This window comes from Methylobacterium sp. 1030 (assembly GCF_040544715.1).
Taxonomy (GTDB): domain Bacteria; phylum Pseudomonadota; class Alphaproteobacteria; order Rhizobiales; family Beijerinckiaceae; genus Methylobacterium.
The window spans coordinates 203,444-221,842 of the sequence record NZ_JBEPKM010000006.1 but is presented as its reverse complement, the minus strand read 5'-3'; the positions used below and the strand labels follow the sequence as shown (position 1 = coordinate 221,842).

Here is an 18,399-nt window from a genome sequence, read left to right as displayed (position 1 = left end):
CTAAACCGACAGGAACCGGGCGACGGCGGCCTCGTCGATCCCGTCGCGCGGGGCCTCGTGGACGATGGCGCCGTTCTCCAGCACGATCACCCGGTCGGCGACGTCGAGTGCGAAGCTCAGGACCTGCTCGGAAACGACGATGGAGAGGCCGCGCTGGTCGCGGATCGCCTTCAGGGTCCGGCCCATCTCGCGGATGATCGAGGGCTGGATGCCCTCGGTCGGCTCGTCGAGGAGCAGGACCTTCGGGCGGCTCGCCAGGGCCCGGGCGATGGCGAGCTGCTGCTGCTGCCCGCCCGAGAGGTTGCCGCCGCGCCGTCCCTTCATCTCCAGCAGGACCGGGAACATGTCGTAGAGGTCCTGCGGCACCTTCCGGGTGCCGGTGACTGTCAGGCCGGTCTCGATGTTCTCCTGCACCGTCATGGTCGAGAAGATCATGCGGCCCTGCGGCACGTAGGCGAGGCCCTTGGCGACCCGGGCGTGGCTCTTGAGCCCGGCGACGTCCGCGCCCTCGACCTGGATCGAGCCGGCCCTGACCGGCACGAGGCCCATCAGGGTCTTCATCAGCGTGGTCTTGCCCATGCCGTTGCGGCCCATCACGGCGACGATCTCGCCGGGCGCCACCGAGAAGGTCAGCCCGTGCAGGACCTCGCTCTGGCCGTAGGCGGCGTGCAGGTCCTCGACGGCGAGGGCCGGCGTCGCGGACGGGGCCGCGGCCAGCGGGGGCGCCTGGACGCCAGGGATGTGCGCAGTCTGGAGCGACGCCATCGTCAATGTCCCAGGTACACTTCGATGACCTTCGGGTCGTTCTTGACCCGCTCCATCGAACCTTCGGAGAGCACCTTGCCCTGGTGCAGGACGGTCACCCGGTGAGCGATGTCCTCGACGAACTTCATGTCGTGCTCGATCACCAGCACCGAGCGGCCCTTGATGATCTGGTTGAGAAGCTCGGCGGTCTTGATCCGCTCGCCGACGCTCATCCCGGCCACCGGCTCGTCGAGCATCAGCAGCTCCGGGTCCTGGATCAGCAGCATGCCGATCTCCAGCCACTGCTTCTGGCCGTGGCTCAGGAATTCGGCCCGCTCCTTCAGCTGGTCCTTCAGGAAGATCGTCTCGGCGATGGCGTGGATGCGGTCGCGGACCTCCGCGTCCCGCTTGAACGTCAGCGCGCCGAACACCGAGCGGCCGCGGGGGAACGAGATCTCCAGGTTCTCGAACACCGTCAGGTCGTCGTAGATCGACGGCGTCTGGAACTTGCGGCCGACGCCGGCCTGCACGATCGCGCTCTCGGAGAGCTTGGTCAGTTCCTGGCCCTTGTACTTGATCGAGCCGGCGCTGGCCCGGGTGCGGCCGCAGATCAGGTCGAGGACGGTGGTCTTGCCGGCGCCGTTCGGCCCGATGATCACCCGGATCTCGTCGGGATCGACGTAGAACGACACGTCGTTCACCGCCTTGAACCCGTCGAACGAGACCGTGAGCGCCTCGACGGCGAGGAGGTAGTCGGGCGGGGCGGCCTCGGCGCCGACCACGGGGGAGGAGAGGATCGCGGCGTTCATGGCTTGCTCACTCGGCCGGAGTGCCGTGGGGCGGGACGATGGCGGGCGGCGGGGCGCGCAGCCCCTTCACCCGGCGGGTGAGGCGAGGCTCGATATGCTCGCGCCAGATGCCGGCGAGGCCGTTCGGGAAAGCCAGCACCACCGCGATGAACAGGGCGCCGAGGCCGAACAGCCAGAGATCCGGAAAACTCTCGGAGAAGCTGGTCTTGGCCCAGTTGACGAGCAGCGTGCCCCAGACCGCGCCGAACAGCGACAGGCGCCCGCCGACCGCGGCGTAGATCACCATCTCGATCGAGGGGACGATGCCCACGAAGGAGGGCGACATGAACCCGACCTGGAGGGTGAACATCGCGCCGCCGATCGCCGCCAGTCCGGCGGCGAAGCAGAAGGCGAAGACCTTGAACCCCGCCACCGAGTAGCCGGAGAACCGGACCCGGTCCTCCTTGTCGCGCATGGCGACGAGGATGCGGCCGAGCTTCGACTTCTTCACGTACTGCGCCGCCAGGATGCAGGCGATCAGCAGGCCGCCATTGACGAAGTACAGGATGAACTTCGCCGAGTCGGTGCGGATGTCCCAGCCGTGGAGGGTGCGCAGGTCGGTGATGCCGTTGATGCCGCCGGTATAGCCCTGCTGGCCGACGATCAGGATGGTCAGGATCGCGGCAATCGCCTGGGTGATGATGGCGAAGTAGGTGCCGCCGACCCGGCGCTTGAACATCGCGAAGGAGATCAGCATCGCGAACAGGACCGGGACGGCGACCGCCAGGATCAGCGTCAGCGGCAGGCTCTTGAACGGCTGCCAGAACCAGGGGAGGGCGGTGATCTGGTTCCAGTCCATGAAGTCCGGGATGCCGGGAGTCGACTGGATTTTCGTATTCTCGATGCTCGAAGCTTCCAGCTTCAAGTACATCGCCATGCAGTAGCCGCCCAATCCGAAAAAGACGCCCTGGCCGAGGGAGAGGATACCCGCGTAGCCCCAGCAGATCACCAGCCCGAGGGCGACGAAGGCGTAGGTGAGGTACTTGCCGACGAGGTTGAGGCGGAAGCTGTCGAGCACCAGCGGCAGGACGACCAGGATCACCCCGGCCAGGAGGAGCAGGCTCAGCCACTCCACCGGCTTCATGAACGGGTTGTCGTTGACGGTGACGGATTTGGTTAGAGTCTGGACCGGGTTCGTCATCGGGAAAACATCCTCAGCGCCGGACCTTGAGGGTGAAGAGGCCCTGCGGCCTCAGCATCAGGATGCCGACCACCGCGAGCAGGGTGATGACCTTGGCCATCGAGCCGGAGAGGAAGAACTCCAGGGTCGACTGCGTCTGGGAGATCGAGAAGGCCGACGCGATAGTGCCGAGCAGGCTCGCGGCCCCGCCGAACACGACGATCAGGAAGGTGTCGACGATGTAGAGCTGGCCCGAGGTCGGCCCGGTCGAGCCGATCATCGTGAAGGCCGAGCCGGCGATGCCCGCGATGCCGCAGCCGAGGCCGAACGTGTAGCGATCGACCTTCTCGGTATCGATGCCGACCGCCCCCGCCATGGCGCGGTTCGACATCACGGCGCGGACCTGCTGGCCGAAGCGCGACCGGAAGATCAGCAGCGCGACGCTGACGGTGATCAGGATGGTGACGGCCATGACGAACAGGCCGTTGATCGGGATCTCGATCGTGTCGGTGACCTGCACCGAGCCGATCAGCCAGGACGGCAATTCGACGCCGACCTCGCGGGCGCCGAAGATCGACCGGTAGGCCTGCTGGAGGATCAGCGACAGGCCCCAGGTGGCGAGCAGCGTGTCGAGCGGGCGCTTGTAGAGGAACCGGATCAGGCCCCATTCCACCAGCATGCCCAGAGCCCCGGAGGCGAGGAACGCCAAGCCCATCGCGATGAAGAAGTAGATCGGGAACAGCGCCGGCAGGTAGGTCTGGAAGAAGGTCGAGCAGAGATAGGTGACGTAGGCGCCGAGGATCATGAACTCCCCGTGGGCCATGTTGATCACGCCCATCTGGCCGAAGATGATCGCGAGCCCCAGCGCCATCAGCAGGTAGACGGAGAACAGGATCAGGCCTGCGAAGCCCTGCATGGCGAAGATCGCGCCGAGGTCGCCGAGGGAATAGTCGCCGAGCATGGTTTCGGTCTTCCGCAAAAGGAGTGCGTCTTCTGCCGACTCGTCACGGCCTCCGGGCGAACCGGGCCGTCTTTGCGAGCGGAGCGAAGCAATCCAGGGACGCGCTTCGTGCCGGAAAGTCTCGCTGCCCTGGGTCGCTTCGCTGCGCTCGCGATGACGCTGGGGAGGGGCTAATTTGCCCCTCCGAACGAGGTGACTACTGGTAGCCCTTCGGGAAGGGATCGGGCTTGATCAGCTCGGGGCTGGTGTAGACGATCTCGAACTGGCCGTCGGGCTTCGCCCGGCCGACCCGGGTCTTCGACCAGAGGTGATGGTTCTCGTCGATCTTCACGTAGCCTTCCGGCGCGCCCTTGAACTCGATCCCGGGCGAGGCCGCCACCACCTTGTCGACGTCGAACGAGCCGGCCTTCTCGCAGGCCATCTTCCACAGGAACGGGCCGAGATAGGCCGCCTGCGTCACGTCGCCGATGACCGTCTTCTCGCCCCACATCTTCTTGAACGCGGCCACGAATGCCTTGTTGTTCTCGTTCTGGATCGACTCGAAGTACTTCATGCAGGCGTAGGCCCCGGCGATGTTCTCGCCGCCGATGCCGTCGATCTCGTCCTCGGTCACCGAGATCGTCATCAGCACCTGCTTCGACAGGTCGATGCCCGCCGCCTTGAGCTGCTTGTAGAACGCCACGTTCGAGCCGCCGACCACGTCGGCGAAGATCACCTTGGGCTTGGTGAGCTTGATCTTGTTGATGACCGAGTTGAACTGCGTGTGGCCGAGGGGGAAGTACTCCTCGCCGACGACCTTGCCCTTGAGCACGTTCTCCACGTGCTTGCGGGCGATCTTGTTGGAGGTGCGCGGCCAGATGTAGTCGGAGCCGATGAAGTAGAAGCTGTCGCCGCCCTTCTCCTTGTGGACCCAGTCCAGGCCGGCGAGGATCTGCTGCGTGGCCTCCTGGCCGGTGTAGAAGACGTTCTTCGACTGCTCCAGGCCCTCGTAGAAGGTCGGGTAGTACAGCAGGCCGTTGTACTGCTCGAAGACCGGCAGCACCGCCTTGCGCGAGGCCGAGGTCCAGCAGCCCATCACGGCGGCGCAGTGGTCGTTGACGAGGAGCTTCTTGGCCTTCTCGGCGAAGGTCGGCCAGTCGGAGGCGCCGTCCTCCTGGATGATCTTGATCTTGCGGCCGAGCACGCCGCCGGCGTCGTTGATCTGCTGGATCGCGAGCTTCTCCGCTTCCTGCGCGCCCGTCTCCGAGATCGCCATCGTGCCGGTGACCGAGTGCAGAATGCCGACCGTCACCTCGCTGTCGGTCACCGCGAGGCCCGTGGTGTTGACCGCCGCGGTCGGCGGCGCCGCCCAGGCGGTGCGCGGCAACAGCGCCAGCGCCGGGGCGCCGGCCAATCCCATGAGCAGCCTGCGCCGCAGCGGGGAGCGCAAGCCGTGATCGGCGCCGGTCTCGGTGTCGTCTGCCATGTGCCTGACCCTGTTCGCGTCCGGGCCTTGAGAGGCGGCCCGGATCGACGAGCGCAGGCTAGGTCCTGGGTTGCAGTGCGGCCTATACGCGATTTTGCGTATGGCCGTGGTCTTGCATGCGCCGCACCATCGCGGCGGAATACTTTGAGGTCGGGGTGGCTGAGAGCGCGAATAGTGGGAGCACCGCTCCGGTGCCCGGTCTTTCGCGCGCGCGCGCGTCGCGCGGCCGCCCGTGCGCGACGCTGCCCGGGCACGACGGGCTGATCGTCCCGGCCGGGGCCCGATGAGCGGTCCGCAGCGCATCATCCCCATCCGCCGGGACTACAACCGCTTCGTCGCCGACGAGACGCTGGAGGATTACGCCCTCCGCTTCACCGCCAAGAAGGCGCGGCGCTGGTCGAGCCTCGAGGTGGCGCAGACGGCCCTCGGCTCGATCTCGTTCCTCGCGCTGGAGGCGATCGGCGGGACGCTGGCGCTCACAGCGGGATTTCCCAACACGGTGGCGGCCGTGCTGGTCGTCGGCCTGATCATCTTCGCCACGGCGGCGCCGATCACGGTCTACGCCGCCCGCTACGGCGTCGACATGGACCTGCTCACCCGGGGCGCCGGCTTCGGCTATCTCGGCTCGACCGTCACCTCGCTGATCTACGCGAGCTTCACCTTCCTGTTCTTCGCCATCGAGGCGGCGATCATGGCTCTGGCTCTGCAGCTCTGCTTCGGGCTGCCGCTCGGCGTCGGCTACCTGCTCTGCGCCGGAGCGGTGATTCCCCTGGTCGTCTACGGGATCCGGCTGATCAGCCGGTTCCAGATCTGGACGCAGCCGATCTGGATCGCCTTGAGCCTGCTGCCGCTGATCTTCGTGGCGGCGCAGGGCACGGGGCCGCTGCGGGCGCTCGCCGGCTACCCGGGCCTCGACGGCGGCGGGGGCGGCTTCGACCTCGCGCGCTTCGGTCTCGCCACCGGCGTCCTGCTGGCGCTGCTCGCCCAGGTCGGCGAGCAGGTCGACTTCCTGCGCTTCGTGCCGGAGCCGCGGGGCCCGCGCGACCGCCGCTGGTGGCTCGCCGTCCTCTCGGGCGGCGCTGGCTGGATCCTGCCCGGGATGCTGAAGATCCTGCTCGGCGCCGCGCTGGCGGTCCTTGCGCTGGGGCACGGCGTCCCGGCCGAGCACGCCGCCGAGCCGACCCGCATGTACGCGGTGGCCTTCGGCTACCTGACGGGGGAGGGGAGCCGGGCGGCGCTGCTGCTCACCGGGCTGTTCGTCCTCGTGTCGCAGCTCAAGATCAACCTGACCAACGCCTATGCCGGCTCGATCGCGTGGTCGAACTTCTTCTCGCGCCTGACCCACAGCCATCCGGGACGGGTGGTCTGGCTCGTGTTCAACGTCGCCATCGCGGTGCTCCTGATGGAGCTCGGCATCGACAAGACCATCGAGAGCACCCTGCCATTCTACGCCTCCGTGGTCTCGGCCTGGGTCGGCGCGCTCGCCGCCGACCTCGCGGTCAACAAGCCGCTCGGCCTCTCGCCCCCGGGCATCGAGTTCAAGCGCGCCCACCTTTACGCGGTGAATCCCGTGGGGACCGGCGCCATGGCGCTATCCCTCGCGGCCGGGGGCGCGGCCTATGTCGGCTGGCTCGGCGCGACCCTGCAGCCCTTCGCGCCATTGCTGACCCTGGCGATCGCGTTCTGCGCCGCGCCGGCGATCGCCTGGGCGACGGCGGGGCGCTGGTACATGGCGCGGGTCCCGAAGCGGGATTGGGGCGCGGCCGAGGTGGTCTGCCGGGTCTGCGAATTGCCCTTCGAGGGCGAGGACATGGCCCATTGCCCGGCCTACGACGCCCCGATCTGCTCCCTCTGCTGCTCGCTCGACGCCCGCTGCGGCGACCTGTGCAAGCCCCACGGGCGCCTGGAGGTGCAGGCGCAGGCCGCCGTCGCGCGGATCCTGCCGGGCCGCACCGCTGCCTGGATCGGCGCGCCACTGGGCCGCTACCTCGCGGTGATGCTGACGCTCTGCGCGGTGATCGGCCTGATCCTCGGCATCGTGCACGCGGGCGCGACGATCGCCCACCCGGAGAATCGCGAGTTCCTGCGCACGGCGCTGACCAGCGTGTTCTTCACCCTGGTGGTGATCCTCGGCGTCGTGGCGTGGCTGTTCGTGCTCGCCCAGGAGAGCCGGCGCGTCGCCCAGGCCGAGACGATGCGCCAGACCGCGCTCTACCAGGCCGAGATCGCCGCCCATAAGATCACCGACGCCAAGCTGCAGGAGGCCAAGGAGCGGGCCGAGGCCGCCAATCAGGCCAAGAGCCGCTACGTGGTCGGGATCAGCCACGAGCTGCGAACGCCGCTCTCCACGGTGCTCGGCTACGCCCAGCTCCTCGAATCCGACCCCGCGATCCCGGCCCACCGGGTCAACGGCCTGCGGGTGATCCGGCGCAGCGCCCAGCACCTGTCGGGCCTGATCGACGGCCTCCTCGACATCTCGCGCATGGAGGCCGGGCGCCTCCAGATCCACCGCGACGAGGTCCGGCTGACCGACTTCCTCGACCAGCTGGTCGACATGGTCCGCCTCCAGGCGCGGGAGGCCGGGCTCGAGTTCCGCTTCGCGCGGCCCGAGATCCTGCCCGCGGTGGTCGCCACCGACGAGAAGCGCCTGCGGCAGGTGCTGCTCAATCTCCTGTCGAACGCCATCAAGTTCACGGAAGCCGGCACCGTCTCGCTGGACCTCAGCTACCGGAGCCAGATCGCGGTGTTCACTATCCGCGATACCGGGCCGGGCATCCCGGAGGCGGACCTCGCGCGGATCTTCGAGCCGTTCGAGCGCGGCTCGACCCCGGCCGCCCGCAGCACGCCGGGGACCGGGCTCGGGCTCACCATCGCCAACCTGCTGGCGCAGCTCCTGGGCGGCGAGATCACCGTGACCGCCGCCCCCGGCGGCGGCACGCAGGCGCGGCTGCGCCTGATGCTGGCCTCCGTGGCCCAGCCCGCGCCGATCGTCGCGCCCGCGCCGGCCGCACCCCCGGAGCGGGCCTACGCGGGCGCGCGCCGCACCGTCCTGGTCGCCGACGACGACAGCGCTCACCGCGCGCTGATGCGGGCGATCCTGGAGCCGCAGGGCATCTCCGTGCGGGAGGCCGGCTCCGGATCCGAGTGCCTCGCGACGGTCGCACAAGGCGGCGTCGACCTCGTCCTCCTCGACATCGCGATGCCCGGGATGAGCGGCTGGGCGGCGGCGGCGGCCCTGCGGCAGGCCGGGCATACCGGCCCGATCGCCATGATGTCCGCCAACGTCCACGAGATCAGCCCGACCCGGGGCGACGACGCCCCGCACGACGCGATCTTCGCCAAGCCCTTCGACCTGCGCGACGTGATGGAGCGGATCGGCAAGCTCCTGCACCTCGAATGGACCGAGGGCGCCGCGCCGGGGCGGTCCGGGGCGGCCGCGGCCGCGGCCGCGGCGGACGTCCCGGGGCCGGGGCCCGAGCATGTCGGCGAGCTCCTGCGCCTCGGCCGGATCGGGCATATCCGCGCCATCGAGGCCAAGCTGACCCAGATGGAGCAGGACCCGACCGTGCCGCCCGCTTTCGTCACCCGGATGCGCGGGCTCGTCGAGGGATACGACCTTCGCCGCTACCTCGCGGTCCTGCAGGAACTCGCCCGCCATGACTGAGGCGCCGAAGGTCCAGCCGCACCGGGACATCGTCCTGGTGATCGACGATTCGCCCGACACGCTGAGCTTCCTCACCGAGGCGATCGAGCGGTCCGGCGCCACCGTGCTGGTCGCCGTCGGCGGCGACCTCGCCCTGACCCTGGTGGACGAGATCACCCCCGACGTGATCCTCCTCGACGCGGTGATGCCGGGCCTCGACGGGTTCGAGACCTGCCGGCGGCTCAAGGCCAAGCCGCAGCTCGCCGGCGTGCCGGTGATCTTCATGACCGGGCTGAGCGAGACCGAGCACATCGTGAAGGGGCTCTCCGCCGGCGGGATCGACTACGTCACGAAGCCCATCGCCCCCGACGAGATCCTGGCCCGGATCCGCGTGCATCTCGCGAGCGCCCGCGCCGCGCAGAGCGCCCGGACCGCCCTCGACACGGCCGGGCGGACCCTGTTCGCGGTCGCCGAGGATGGCACGATCCTGTGGTCGACCCCGCAGGCCGGACGCCTGCTCGCCGGGCTCGGCGCGGTACCCTCCGGCACCCCCGCGCTGCCCGCCGGCGCCCGCGAGTGGCTGCGCGGTTGCCTCGCCGGCGCCGCCCAGCCCCTCGCGCTGACCGATCGCGACGGCGTCGCCTACGCCCTGACCTTCATCGGCCGCACCCCAGACGAGATCCTGCTCCGCCTGTCGCGCGACGCGCTGTCGGCGGGGGTCGAGCGGCTGCGGGTGCGCCTGCCGGTCACCGGGCGCGAGGCGGAGGTCCTCCTCTGGCTGTCCCGGGGCAAGTCGAGCCGCGACATCGGCGAGATCCTCGGGCTGAGCCACCGGACCGTGACGAAGCACCTCGAGAGCATCTACGCGAAGCTCGGCGTGGAGAACCGCACGGCCGCCTCGATCATCGCGGCGCGGCACCTGCAGGATTGAGCCCGCGCGGAAGCCGGTCGGCAGGGTTGCGCCGGCCGCGGATCCCCAAGCTTGTCCACAGGCGTCGATCCCCGGCGAAACGCCTTGGTAAGCCCCGCCGCCCCACGGTCCCGGCTCAGCCCGACAAGCCGAGTCCGGATGCGATGATGACCAGCCAGCAGCTCGCCGACGAACTGAAGCGGATCGCCACCACCCAGGTCAGCGACATCACGCGGGCAGTGAAGGAAGGCCAGAAGTCGATCGCCCTCAATGAGGTGCGGGACATGGCGCGGCGCCTCGGCCTGCTCGCGGACGCCTTCGATCCGAAATCCGCGGCCGAGAGATCCGAGGCCGACGGTGCGAGCGTCGCCGAAGCGGTCGACGACGCCCAGGCCGCCTGACACCCGTTGCCGGCGGCGTCCCGCCGGTCCCCTCCCAGGAGCGCTCCATGGTCCGCGCGCACTTCACCATCCGCCTCGGCAACGCCTCGCTCCCGGCCTCGGCGGCCCAGTGGGTCGAGGATGTCGAGGCCGCCCGGTCGACCGCGCGCACGATCGTGCAGGGGCTGATGCGTCAGCACGGCGGCGACCCACGCCTCATCGAGGCCGCGATGGTGATCACCGGCGACGACGGCGCCGTGCTGCTCGAGATGTCCTTCTTCGACACGCTGTACCTGCCGGTCGAGCCGGTGCCCGACGCCGACCGGCGCCGGCCGCGCGCGCCCCGCGGGGCCGCGCCGCGGGGACTGACGGCCGCCCTCGGCCCGGTCCGGCGCCTCGCCGGCGCGCTGGGCATGCGCGCGCAGCCGCAGCCGCGACCGCTGCCCGGGCGCTGAGACGCTTCAGCCGTAGAGATCGCTGACCACGAAGCCCCGCGGCGCGAGGCGCTCGGCCAGTACGCGCCGGTGGCAGCCGGCCGGATCGCGCTCGAAGCAGAGCAGGCAGATCGGCGACGCCTCGGCGAGCGCGGCGAGTTCGTCGAGCGCCGCGATCCCGGCAGCGGTGTCCAGCACTTCCTCGCAGTAGATCCGGCGCATCAGCGCCGCGTCCCCGGCCCGCGCCGCCTGCCGGCCGGATTTCGGGGTGCCGAGGCTGCGCAGATGCGCGTAGCCGAGCCCGGCTTCGCGCAGGGAGGTGCCGAGCGCGCCCTTCGAGAAGCCGCGCTTGCGCGAGTTCGCCACCGCCCGGACATCCGCCAGCACCGCGACCCCGGCCGAGCGCAGGACGCCGACGAGGCGCTCCGAGTCGAGGCCTTCGTAGCCTATGGTAAAGAGTTGCTTACTCACGGTGCCCCGTCCGGACTCGCGTTGCGGGACCGCGACTTAGCCGTATGCGGCCCTGTGAACCAGCCGGGGATCGACGCCGTATGTCGCGGGGATGCAACGCGTCCCGGAATTCCGCCGCAATGATCGCAAAGCTCCGTTAACCGCGCCAGGGCCATCGAATACGCCTGTCTGTGGCGCATCTTCGGTGGCGGGCTAAACACTGATGTCGCGGATCTACACGCCTTCGCGGTCACCGATCGAAGATCTCGCTCGGGGCCTGATCAGTCGCCTCAAGCCGGCCCGGCGTCTCGCCGGGCGCTTCGCCGCCGCCGCGATCCTGGCCGGCCTCGCCGCCTGCGCGTCGAACAACGACTTCTATCCGACGAAGGGCGACGCCAAGCCCCATCCGGGCGTGGCCAAGGCCAAGCTTCACCCGATCCAGGGCATCGATATCTCGAAGTGGCAGGGCAACGTCGACTGGGCCTCGGTCCGCGCCGCCGGCACCCAGTTCGCCTTCATCAAGGCCACCGAGGGCGGCGACCACGTCGACGAGCGCTTCCGGACCAACTGGGACGGCGCGGCCCGGGCCGGCGTGCCGCGCGGGGCCTACCACTTCGTGTTCTGGTGCCGCTCCGCCCGGGAGCAGATGGACTGGTTCAAGAAGAACGTCCCCAACGACCCCACCGCCCTGCCGCCTGTCCTCGACGTCGAGTGGAACGGCCACTCGCAGACCTGCCCGAAGAAGCTGCCCAAGGCCCAGGCCCTGGCGATGGTCACCGAGATGCTGGAGGAGATGGAGCGCTACACCGGCAAGCGCCCGATCATCTACACCGACATCACGTTCCACAAGGACGTCCTGGAGGGCGAGCTCCCCGATTACCCGCACTGGCTGCGCTCCACCGCGGCCGAGCCGGAGCAGCGCTTCGTCAACCGCAAGTGGATGCTGTGGCAGTTCACGTCCACGGGCCGGGTTCCGGGCGTGCGCGGCGACGTCGACCGCAACGCCTTCTACGGCACCCCGTCCGAATGGGCCTCGTTCCTGACGACCGACTGCGACCCGCGCGAGCACAAGCGGCTCTCCGAGCAGGGGCTCTGCACGGACAAGTAGATGAAAGGCGTCGGCGAAACCTAGGTTAGTTCAAGGACGTAGAGCGCGGGGTATGGCTGACGGGCCCGCGCACCGGCGGGCGAGCCCGAGAGGATCCTGACGGGAGACTCTCCTCCCGCACCTCTCCGTCCCCTATGCCGATCGACTCTGCCGCCTCCACCGGCAACCTGCTCCTCGACGCGCTGCCGGGTTCGGATCGCGCCCTGATCGCCCCCCACTTGGAGCCGGTGACCTTCGCCAAGGGGGATACGGCGCTGGCGGCGGGCGCCGCGGCGAGCCACGTCATCTTCCCCCGCGACCAGACCGTCGTGGCGCTGATCGTCGCCACGCGGGACGGCCGGACGGCCGAGATCGCGAGCGTCGGGCACGAGGGCGCGATCGGCGGGATCATCGGCGAGGGGCGGCTGCCGCCCGCGGTCAGCGGGCTGGCGCAGATCGGCGGCGCGGCTTTGCGCCTCGACGCGGCGCGGCTCCGGCAGGCCGAGCTCGAGTCATCGACGCTCCGCGACCTGTTCGCGCGCTACGCCGACTGCTTCCTGGCTCAGCTGTTCCAGATCGCGGCCTGCAACGCCCTGCACCCGATCGAGCAGCGCTGCCTGCGCTGGCTGCTGTCGCTGCAGGACCGGACGGGCGGCGACACCCTCCCGATCACGCACGAGGTCCTGGCCTCCATGCTGGGGGTCCAGCGGACCTACCTCACGCGGATCCTGCGGGTGCTGCAGGAGCAGGGCCTCATCCGGGTCGGCCGCGGGCGCATCACGATCCTCGACCGCCGGGCGGTCTCGAACGCCGCCTGCGAGTGCCACGCCCGCGTGCGGATGCAGTGCGAGGCGGTGCTCGGCGCGGTTTTCCGGGCCGAGGAGCCCCGCCGGACCGAGCCGGTCGAGACGCTGTCGCGCGCCGGGTGAGGGACCGGCCCGCGATCCGTCGACCACGTCAGGCAACGACCGGCACGCAGACCGGCGCCGCGAGGCCCGGCACCGGCGCCACCACCACGTCGATCCCGTAGATCAGGCGCAGCAGCTCCGGCGTGACCGTCGCGGCGGCGGGTCCGTCGGCGACGAGGCGGCCCGCGTGCAGGGCGATGAGGCGGTCGGCGCAGAGCAGGGCGTGCCCGGGATCGTGCGTCGAGAACAGCACGGCGATGCCGGCCTCGGCGAGGCGGCGGACCTGCCCGAGGACGCGGGCCTGGTTGCCGAAATCGAGGCTCGCGGTCGGCTCGTCCATGACGAGGAGCCGCGGCTCGCCGCTGAGCGCCCGCGCGATCAGCGCGAGCTGGCGCTCGCCGCCGCTGATCTCGGTGTAGACCTGATCGGCGAGATGGCCGATCCCGAGCGCCGCCAGCGCCCGCTCGGCGGCCGCGACGTCCGACGGCCCGGGGGCGGCGAACGGGCCGAGCCGGCTCGCCCGGCCCATCACGACGACCTCGCGCACCGTGAACGGGAAGTACGCCGCGTGCGCCTGCGGCACGGCGGCGATGGTGCGGGCGACGGCTTTCCGCGACAGGCGCGACAGGTCGGTGCCGTCGAGGATCACCCGCCCGGCGCGGGCGGACAGCAGGCCGAGCAGCGTCTGGAACAGCGTGGTCTTGCCGCCGCCGTTCGGCCCGACGAGGCACAGCACCTCGCCGGCGGCGAGGTCGAACGACACGTCGTGGCCGACGATCCGGCTGCTGTAGCCGAAGGCGAGGTCCCGGACCCGGAGCAGCATCAGCTGAAGCCCCGGCGCCCGGACGCCAGCAGCCAGAGGAAGAACGGCGCCCCGACCAGGGCCGTCAGGATGCCGAGGGGCACCTCGACGGTGCCGAGATTGCGGGCGATCAGGTCGACCAGCACGAGGTAGCCCGCCCCGAGGACGAGCGAGGCGGGCAGCAGGCGGCGGTAATCCGGCCCGACCAGCAGCCGGGCGACGTGCGGCACGATCAGCCCGATCCAGCCGATGACCCCGGTCATCGCCACGGCCGCCGCCGTGATCAGGGTCGCGCCGGCGATCAGGACGGGGCGCAGCACCCGCGTCTCCACGCCGAGGGCCCGCGCCTCCGCGTCGCCGAGGCTCATCAGGTTCATGCGCCAGCGCAGCAGCACCAGCGGCACGAGGCCGAGCAGCAGCATCGGCAGGGTGGCGGCGACGTCGCCGAGGGTGACCGAGGACAGGCTCCCGAGGAGCCAGAAGGTGATCGCCGGCAGCTGGTTGTAGGGATCGGCCAGCACCTTGAGGAGCGAGATGCCCGCCCCGAGGACCGCCCCCACCGCGACGCCGGCGAGGACCAGCGTCAGGACCGGGTCGTGCCGCCGCACGGCGAGGCCGACGCCGTACACCGCCGCGACGGCGCCGAGCCCGCCCAGGAAGGCCAGGGCCTGGATCGGCGCCACCGGCAGGCCGAGATAGATCCCCAGGACGGCGCCGAGCCCGGCGCCGGCCGAGACGCCGAGGATGTCGGGCGAGACCAGCGGGTTGCGGAACAGGCCCTGGTAGGTCGCCCCCGCGGCCGACAGGGCCGCGCCGACGACCAGCGCGGCGATCACCCGGGGCAGGCGCACCTGCATCACGACCGTCTCCGCCGTCGCCGGAACCCGGAGGGGCAGCCCGAGCAGGCGGTGGCCGAGGATCGCGGCGAGGTCGGCGGGCGCGACCGGGTACTTGCCGACCGCCAGCGCCACGGCGGTCAGCGCCAGCAGGGCGAGACCGGTCAGCAGCGCCGCGGGCAGGCGGAGGCGGCTGCGCGCCCGGATCGTCTCGGCGGCGGCCGGGACGCGACTCACCGCGCCGGGCCCGGGGGGCCGCCAGGCGGCGTCGGGCCGACGAGGGCGTCGGCCTGACCGAAATCGAGGTCGACATGGTAGAAGCGGCCGTAGAAGGCGCGCACCACCTCGGGCATCGGCTGCGGGAACAGGTCCGGATGAAGCCGGGCCGCCAGCCAGCGCAGGCCGATCAGCCGGTTGACCCCCGGCGGGGCGTCGAACCACGGGAAGGGCTGGAGCGGCGCCACGTAGACCCGCCCGGTCCGCACGGCCCGGACGTCCCGCCACAGCGGGTCGGCGCGCAGCCCGGCCGCGAAGGCCGGGTCGAGGGTGACGATCACGTCGGGGTTCCAGGCGAGCACCTGCTCGGGCGAGACGTTGCCGAGGCGGCCGCCCCCGTCCTGCGCGACGTTGCGGCCGCCGGCGGCCTCGACCAGCTCGGTGTTGATCGAGCCGGCGAACCCCGTCTCCAGCCCGCGCGGCCCGCGCGCGTAGTAGACCCGGGGCCGCTTGTCCTCCGGGACCGTCGCGACGGCGCGGTCCACCGTGTCGGCGAGGCTCTGGGCCTCCGCCGCCAGGGCGTCCGCGTCGGACTGACGGCCCAGGGCCGCGCCGAGCTGCCGATACGCCTCCGGGGTCTTCGCGAAGCTGCCGTCGAGCAGGATGTAGGGGATCCCGGTCTGCGCCTGGACCCGGTCGGCGAGCGACGCGTAGGTCGGCCCGAGGCTGCCCGAATCCACGATCAGGTCCGGTTTGGCGGTCAGCACCGCCTCGACGTTCGCCGTGCCGCCGCGCCCGGTCAGGCGGCCGTAGGCGGGGAGGGCCCGGGTCCGGGGCGCGAGGAAGGGCAGCGCCTCGGGATGCGGGGCGCTCACCCAGCCGGCCATGAGGTCGGGCGCCAGCGTGTAGAGGAGCACCGCGGCCGGCGGTCCCGCGGCGAGCACCCGCCCAACCCGTTCGGAGAGTTCGACCGTGCGGCCGGCCGCGTCCGTGAACGGGCGTGCCGCCGCCCCGCCGGACGCCGCCAGCAGCAGGATCAGCGCCGCGGTGAGGGCGCGGCGGCGCGCGGGTCGCGGCGCCATCAGGCGGATTTCCGCTCCAGGATCTCGATCAGCGCCCCGTCGGGGCCCTCCACGAAGGCGATCCGGAGGCCGGGGCCGCGCTCCGTGATGCCGGTCCGCACGGGCACGCCCCGGGCGGTGAGATCGGCCATCGCGGCCTCGATGTCGGCGACGCGCAGCCCGAAATGCTCGATCCCGAGGCAGGGCGTGGCGGTCGCCGGCGCGATCTCGTCCGGGGCCTGCTCGATGAAGACGGCGAGGCCGCCGAGGTCGAGCACGACGCGCTGCACCGGGTCCGCGCCGACGCGCTTCACCTCCCGGGCCCCGAAGGTCTCGACGTAGAAGGAGGCGGCCGCGACGGCGTCGCGGCTGCGCAGGTGGAGGTGGTCGCAGGCGTAGTGCATCGGCTCTCCGGTTTCAGGTGATCCAGACGGGCGCGGCCCCCGGCCCGGAGGCGCCGTTCCGCGCCGTGTCCGACGATAGGGCCGGCGCGGAGCCGCGGCGAGATCGGCCGCTTGACGTTCGGCCCGAACCCGCAGACTTTCGCCGCCAGAACCGTTGCAGGGATGCAACATCCATCCCACATCCCGGTTGCGTACCCACATCGCACAGCCAACCGCACAGCCAAGAGATCCATGCGCAATCCCTACGACGTGCTGGGCGTGGCCAAGGGGGCGAGCGAGGCCGAGATCAAGAAGGCCTATCGCAAGCTCGCCAAGGACTTCCACCCCGATCGCAACAAGAACGACGCCAAGGCCAAGGACCGGTTCGCCGAGGCGAATTCGGCCTACGAGATCCTGGGCGATTCCGAGAAGCGCAAGCAGTTCGACCGCGGCGAGATCGACGCCGAGGGCAAGCCGCGCGGGACCGGCTTCGAGGGGTTCGGCGGCTTCGGCGGCGGGCGCGGGGGCAATTTCGATTTCGAGAACATGGCGCGCGCGCAGCGCGGCGGCGGCGGCGGGATGGGCGAGGACATCTTCTCGCACATCTTCGGGGAGGCTTTCCGCGCCGGCGGCGCCGGTCCGGGCGGCCAGCGCCAGGCGGCCAGGGGCGAGGACGTCGCCGCGGAACTGCTGGTGACGCTGGAGCAGGTCGCCAGCGAGGAGAAGCTGCGCCTCGCCCTGCCCACGGGCCGCGAGGTCGACGTCGTGATTCCCCGCGGCGTGGTCGACGGCCAGACCATCCGACTGCGCGGCCTCGGCCAGAGCGGCGGCCTCCGGGCCGAGCCGGGCGACGCCCTCCTCACCATCCGGATCCGGCAGCACCCGCGCTTCACCGTCGAGGGGGCCGACCTGCGCACCAGCGTCGACGTCCCGCTGGAGGATGCCGTGCTCGGCGGCACGATCCGCGTGCCGACGCTCACCGGCGCCGTCGAGATGAAGATCCCGGCGATGACGAGTTCCGGCCGCACATTCCGCCTGCGCGGCAAGGGGCTTCCGAAGAAGGACGGCACCCGCGGCGACCTGTTCGCCACGACGGCGATCGTCCTGCCGGAGGGCGAGGACGCGGCACTGACCGAATTCGCCCGCGGCCGCCGGGCGGCCAACGCGGCCTGACGCGCCGGCGTAGCCACCGGGGCGCGCATGAAGGCGCTCGGCGGCGTCCCGGACTTCCGTCGCCGGGCCGCCTCCGCTAAGGAGGCCCCCCGGCCCCGAGAGGGGTCGCGCGGCTTCGGGATCGATCATGGCGGAATACGGGCAGGGCCTTCTGGCGGGCAAGCGGGGCATCGTCCTCGGGGTCGCCAACAACCGCTCGATCGCCTGGGGCATCGCCCGCAGCGCCCGCGCCCACGGGGCCGAACTGGCCTTCACCTACCAGGGCGACGCCCTGCGCAAGCGTGTCGAGCCCCTGGCCAAGGAACTCGACGCCCACGTGATCGGGCACTGCGACGTCACCGAGGCGGCCACGATCGACGCGGTCTTCGCGGAGGCCGCCAGGGTCTTCCCGGACGGCATCGACTTCGTCGTCCACTGCGTCGCCTTCTCCGACAAGGACGAGCTGACCGGCCGCTACATCGAGACCTCCGAGGACAATTTCACCAAGTCGCTCCTGGTCTCCTGCTACTCGTTCACCGCCGTGGCCCAGCGCGCCGAGAAGATCATGCGCCCGGGCGGCTCGCTGGTGACGCTGACCTATTACGGCGCCGAGAAGTGGATGCCCCACTACAACGTGATGGGCGTCGCCAAGGCGGCCCTGGAGGCGTCGGTGCGCTACCTCGCGGCCGATCTCGGCCCGAAGAACATCCGGGTCAACGCCATCTCGGCCGGCCCGATCAAGACCCTCGCGGCCTCCGGGATCGGCGATTTCCGCTACATCCTGAAGTGGAATGAGTACAACGCGCCCCTGCGCCGGACCGTGACGATCGGGGAGGTGGGGGAGACCGCGTCCTACCTCGTCTCCGACATGGCGGCCGGCATGACCGGTGAGATCCTCCACGTGGATGCCGGCTACCACGTTGTCGGCATGAAGAATCCCGAGGCGCCGGATCTCACCCTCGACAAGGACTGAGGCGGGTCGGTCGTCGCGGCCGCCCG

The 18,399-nt window shown here is 70.9% G+C and carries 18 protein-coding genes; 8 read left to right on the top strand and 10 right to left on the bottom strand.

Annotation, left to right across the window (positions count from 1 at the left end; all coding sequences use genetic code 11):
• The 5 genes from urtE to urtA form a co-directional block, all read right to left on the bottom strand.
• Entirely contained in the window at nt 1-765 is a 765-nt protein-coding gene (urtE, locus tag ABIC30_RS10755) for an urea ABC transporter ATP-binding subunit UrtE (protein ID WP_020090548.1), read from the bottom strand.
• A gap of 2 nt (nt 766-767) precedes the next feature.
• Nucleotides 768-1,553, bottom strand: coding sequence for an urea ABC transporter ATP-binding protein UrtD (urtD, locus tag ABIC30_RS10750; RefSeq protein ID WP_020090547.1), 786 nt, complete (start codon nt 1,551-1,553; stop codon nt 768-770).
• Between the two features lie 7 nt (nt 1,554-1,560).
• Nucleotides 1,561-2,733: an urea ABC transporter permease subunit UrtC gene (gene urtC / locus ABIC30_RS10745; RefSeq protein ID WP_020090546.1), complete on the bottom strand. Its 1,173-nt coding sequence runs from the start codon at nt 2,731-2,733 to the stop codon at nt 1,561-1,563.
• A gap of 13 nt (nt 2,734-2,746) precedes the next feature.
• Nucleotides 2,747-3,673 carry an urea ABC transporter permease subunit UrtB gene (gene urtB, locus ABIC30_RS10740; protein WP_012322399.1) on the bottom strand — a complete coding sequence of 309 codons (927 nt, stop codon included), beginning with the start codon at nt 3,671-3,673 and terminating at the stop codon, nt 2,747-2,749.
• A 196-nt stretch (nt 3,674-3,869) separates the two neighbouring features.
• Nucleotides 3,870-5,138 carry an urea ABC transporter substrate-binding protein gene (urtA, locus tag ABIC30_RS10735; RefSeq protein WP_042669481.1) on the bottom strand — a complete coding sequence of 423 codons (1,269 nt, stop codon included), beginning with the start codon at nt 5,136-5,138 and terminating at the stop codon, nt 3,870-3,872.
• A 283-nt stretch (nt 5,139-5,421) separates the two neighbouring features.
• Here urtA and ABIC30_RS10730 point away from each other — a divergent pair, with 283 nt between their 5' ends.
• The 4 genes from ABIC30_RS10730 to ABIC30_RS10715 all read left to right on the top strand — a co-directional run bounded on the left by ABIC30_RS10730 (nt 5,422) and on the right by ABIC30_RS10715 (nt 10,526).
• Nucleotides 5,422-8,802 carry a hybrid sensor histidine kinase/response regulator gene (locus ABIC30_RS10730; protein WP_234082143.1) on the top strand — a complete coding sequence of 1,127 codons (3,381 nt, stop codon included), beginning with the start codon at nt 5,422-5,424 and terminating at the stop codon, nt 8,800-8,802.
• A complete protein-coding gene (locus ABIC30_RS10725) occupies nt 8,795-9,712 on the top strand; it encodes a response regulator transcription factor (RefSeq protein WP_020092962.1) in 918 nt (305 codons plus the stop codon). Before ABIC30_RS10730 ends, ABIC30_RS10725 begins: the two co-directional genes overlap by 8 nt.
• Nucleotides 9,713-9,855: 143 nt before the next feature.
• Nucleotides 9,856-10,092, top strand: coding sequence for a hypothetical protein (locus ABIC30_RS10720; RefSeq protein WP_020092961.1), 237 nt, complete (start codon nt 9,856-9,858; stop codon nt 10,090-10,092).
• A gap of 47 nt (nt 10,093-10,139) precedes the next feature.
• The gene (locus ABIC30_RS10715; protein WP_020092960.1) at nt 10,140-10,526 is read left to right on the top strand and encodes a hypothetical protein; all 387 of its coding nucleotides are present in this window, start codon (nt 10,140-10,142) and stop codon (nt 10,524-10,526) included.
• 6 nt (nt 10,527-10,532) lie between these two features.
• Here ABIC30_RS10715 and ABIC30_RS10710 read toward each other — a convergent pair whose 3' ends face one another.
• Complete coding sequence (locus ABIC30_RS10710) at nt 10,533-10,976, bottom strand: DUF488 domain-containing protein (protein WP_020092959.1); 444 nt, start codon at nt 10,974-10,976, stop codon at nt 10,533-10,535.
• A 202-nt stretch (nt 10,977-11,178) separates the two neighbouring features.
• On the opposite strand from ABIC30_RS10710, the gene ABIC30_RS10705 reads away from it, so the two are divergent.
• Nucleotides 11,179-12,063 carry a glycoside hydrolase family 25 protein gene (locus tag ABIC30_RS10705; protein WP_020092958.1) on the top strand — a complete coding sequence of 295 codons (885 nt, stop codon included), beginning with the start codon at nt 11,179-11,181 and terminating at the stop codon, nt 12,061-12,063.
• Nucleotides 12,064-12,197: 134 nt separating this feature from the next.
• The gene (locus ABIC30_RS10700) at nt 12,198-12,971 is read left to right on the top strand and encodes a Crp/Fnr family transcriptional regulator (protein WP_020092957.1); all 774 of its coding nucleotides are present in this window, start codon (nt 12,198-12,200) and stop codon (nt 12,969-12,971) included.
• A gap of 28 nt (nt 12,972-12,999) precedes the next feature.
• On the opposite strand, the gene ABIC30_RS10695 is transcribed toward ABIC30_RS10700, so the two are convergent.
• From ABIC30_RS10695 to ABIC30_RS10680, 4 genes are read right to left on the bottom strand one after another with little or no spacing between them, the layout of a single operon-like run.
• Nucleotides 13,000-13,773 (bottom strand): ABC transporter ATP-binding protein, encoded by a 774-nt coding sequence (locus ABIC30_RS10695; RefSeq protein WP_020092956.1) that lies wholly within the window; start codon nt 13,771-13,773, stop codon nt 13,000-13,002.
• Nucleotides 13,773-14,825, bottom strand: coding sequence for a FecCD family ABC transporter permease (locus ABIC30_RS10690; protein ID WP_020092955.1), 1,053 nt, complete (start codon nt 14,823-14,825; stop codon nt 13,773-13,775). The genes ABIC30_RS10695 and ABIC30_RS10690 overlap by 1 nt, the downstream gene beginning before the upstream one ends.
• Nucleotides 14,822-15,886, bottom strand: a complete 1,065-nt coding sequence (locus ABIC30_RS10685) for an iron ABC transporter substrate-binding protein (RefSeq protein WP_020092954.1) — start codon at nt 15,884-15,886, stop codon at nt 14,822-14,824. The genes ABIC30_RS10690 and ABIC30_RS10685 overlap by 4 nt, the downstream gene beginning before the upstream one ends.
• On the bottom strand, nt 15,886-16,269 hold the full coding sequence (locus tag ABIC30_RS10680; protein WP_020092953.1) for a VOC family protein: 384 nt from the start codon (nt 16,267-16,269) through the stop codon (nt 15,886-15,888). Before ABIC30_RS10680 ends, ABIC30_RS10685 begins: the two co-directional genes overlap by 1 nt.
• A gap of 231 nt (nt 16,270-16,500) precedes the next feature.
• On the opposite strand from ABIC30_RS10680, the gene ABIC30_RS10675 reads away from it, so the two are divergent.
• Nucleotides 16,501-17,421 (top strand): DnaJ C-terminal domain-containing protein, encoded by a 921-nt coding sequence (locus tag ABIC30_RS10675; RefSeq protein ID WP_354454893.1) that lies wholly within the window; start codon nt 16,501-16,503, stop codon nt 17,419-17,421.
• 127 nt (nt 17,422-17,548) lie between these two features.
• Complete coding sequence (fabI, locus tag ABIC30_RS10670; RefSeq protein WP_354454891.1) at nt 17,549-18,373, top strand: enoyl-ACP reductase FabI; 825 nt, start codon at nt 17,549-17,551, stop codon at nt 18,371-18,373.
• Nucleotides 18,374-18,399 lie beyond the last annotated feature (26 nt).

Excerpts from the sequence above, each read along its gene's own strand:
- urtE (WP_020090548.1), bottom strand. The coding sequence starts at position 765 with ATGGCGTCGCTCCAGACTGCGCACATCCCTGGCGTCCAGGCGCCCCCG.
- urtD (WP_020090547.1), bottom strand. The coding sequence starts at position 1,553 with ATGAACGCCGCGATCCTCTCCTCCCCCGTGGTCGGCGCCGAGGCCGCC.
- urtC (WP_020090546.1), bottom strand. The coding sequence starts at position 2,733 with ATGACGAACCCGGTCCAGACTCTAACCAAATCCGTCACCGTCAACGAC.
- urtB (WP_012322399.1), bottom strand. The coding sequence starts at position 3,673 with ATGCTCGGCGACTATTCCCTCGGCGACCTCGGCGCGATCTTCGCCATG.
- urtA (WP_042669481.1), bottom strand. The coding sequence starts at position 5,138 with ATGGCAGACGACACCGAGACCGGCGCCGATCACGGCTTGCGCTCCCCG.
- ABIC30_RS10730 (WP_234082143.1), top strand. The coding sequence starts at position 5,422 with ATGAGCGGTCCGCAGCGCATCATCCCCATCCGCCGGGACTACAACCGC.
- ABIC30_RS10725 (WP_020092962.1), top strand. The coding sequence starts at position 8,795 with ATGACTGAGGCGCCGAAGGTCCAGCCGCACCGGGACATCGTCCTGGTG.
- ABIC30_RS10720 (WP_020092961.1), top strand. The coding sequence starts at position 9,856 with ATGATGACCAGCCAGCAGCTCGCCGACGAACTGAAGCGGATCGCCACC.
- ABIC30_RS10715 (WP_020092960.1), top strand. The coding sequence starts at position 10,140 with ATGGTCCGCGCGCACTTCACCATCCGCCTCGGCAACGCCTCGCTCCCG.
- ABIC30_RS10705 (WP_020092958.1), top strand. The coding sequence starts at position 11,179 with ATGTCGCGGATCTACACGCCTTCGCGGTCACCGATCGAAGATCTCGCT.
- ABIC30_RS10700 (WP_020092957.1), top strand. The coding sequence starts at position 12,198 with ATGCCGATCGACTCTGCCGCCTCCACCGGCAACCTGCTCCTCGACGCG.
- ABIC30_RS10695 (WP_020092956.1), bottom strand. The coding sequence starts at position 13,773 with ATGCTGCTCCGGGTCCGGGACCTCGCCTTCGGCTACAGCAGCCGGATC.
- ABIC30_RS10685 (WP_020092954.1), bottom strand. The coding sequence starts at position 15,886 with ATGGCGCCGCGACCCGCGCGCCGCCGCGCCCTCACCGCGGCGCTGATC.
- ABIC30_RS10680 (WP_020092953.1), bottom strand. The coding sequence starts at position 16,269 with ATGCACTACGCCTGCGACCACCTCCACCTGCGCAGCCGCGACGCCGTC.
- ABIC30_RS10675 (WP_354454893.1), top strand. The coding sequence starts at position 16,501 with ATGCGCAATCCCTACGACGTGCTGGGCGTGGCCAAGGGGGCGAGCGAG.
- fabI (WP_354454891.1), top strand. The coding sequence starts at position 17,549 with ATGGCGGAATACGGGCAGGGCCTTCTGGCGGGCAAGCGGGGCATCGTC.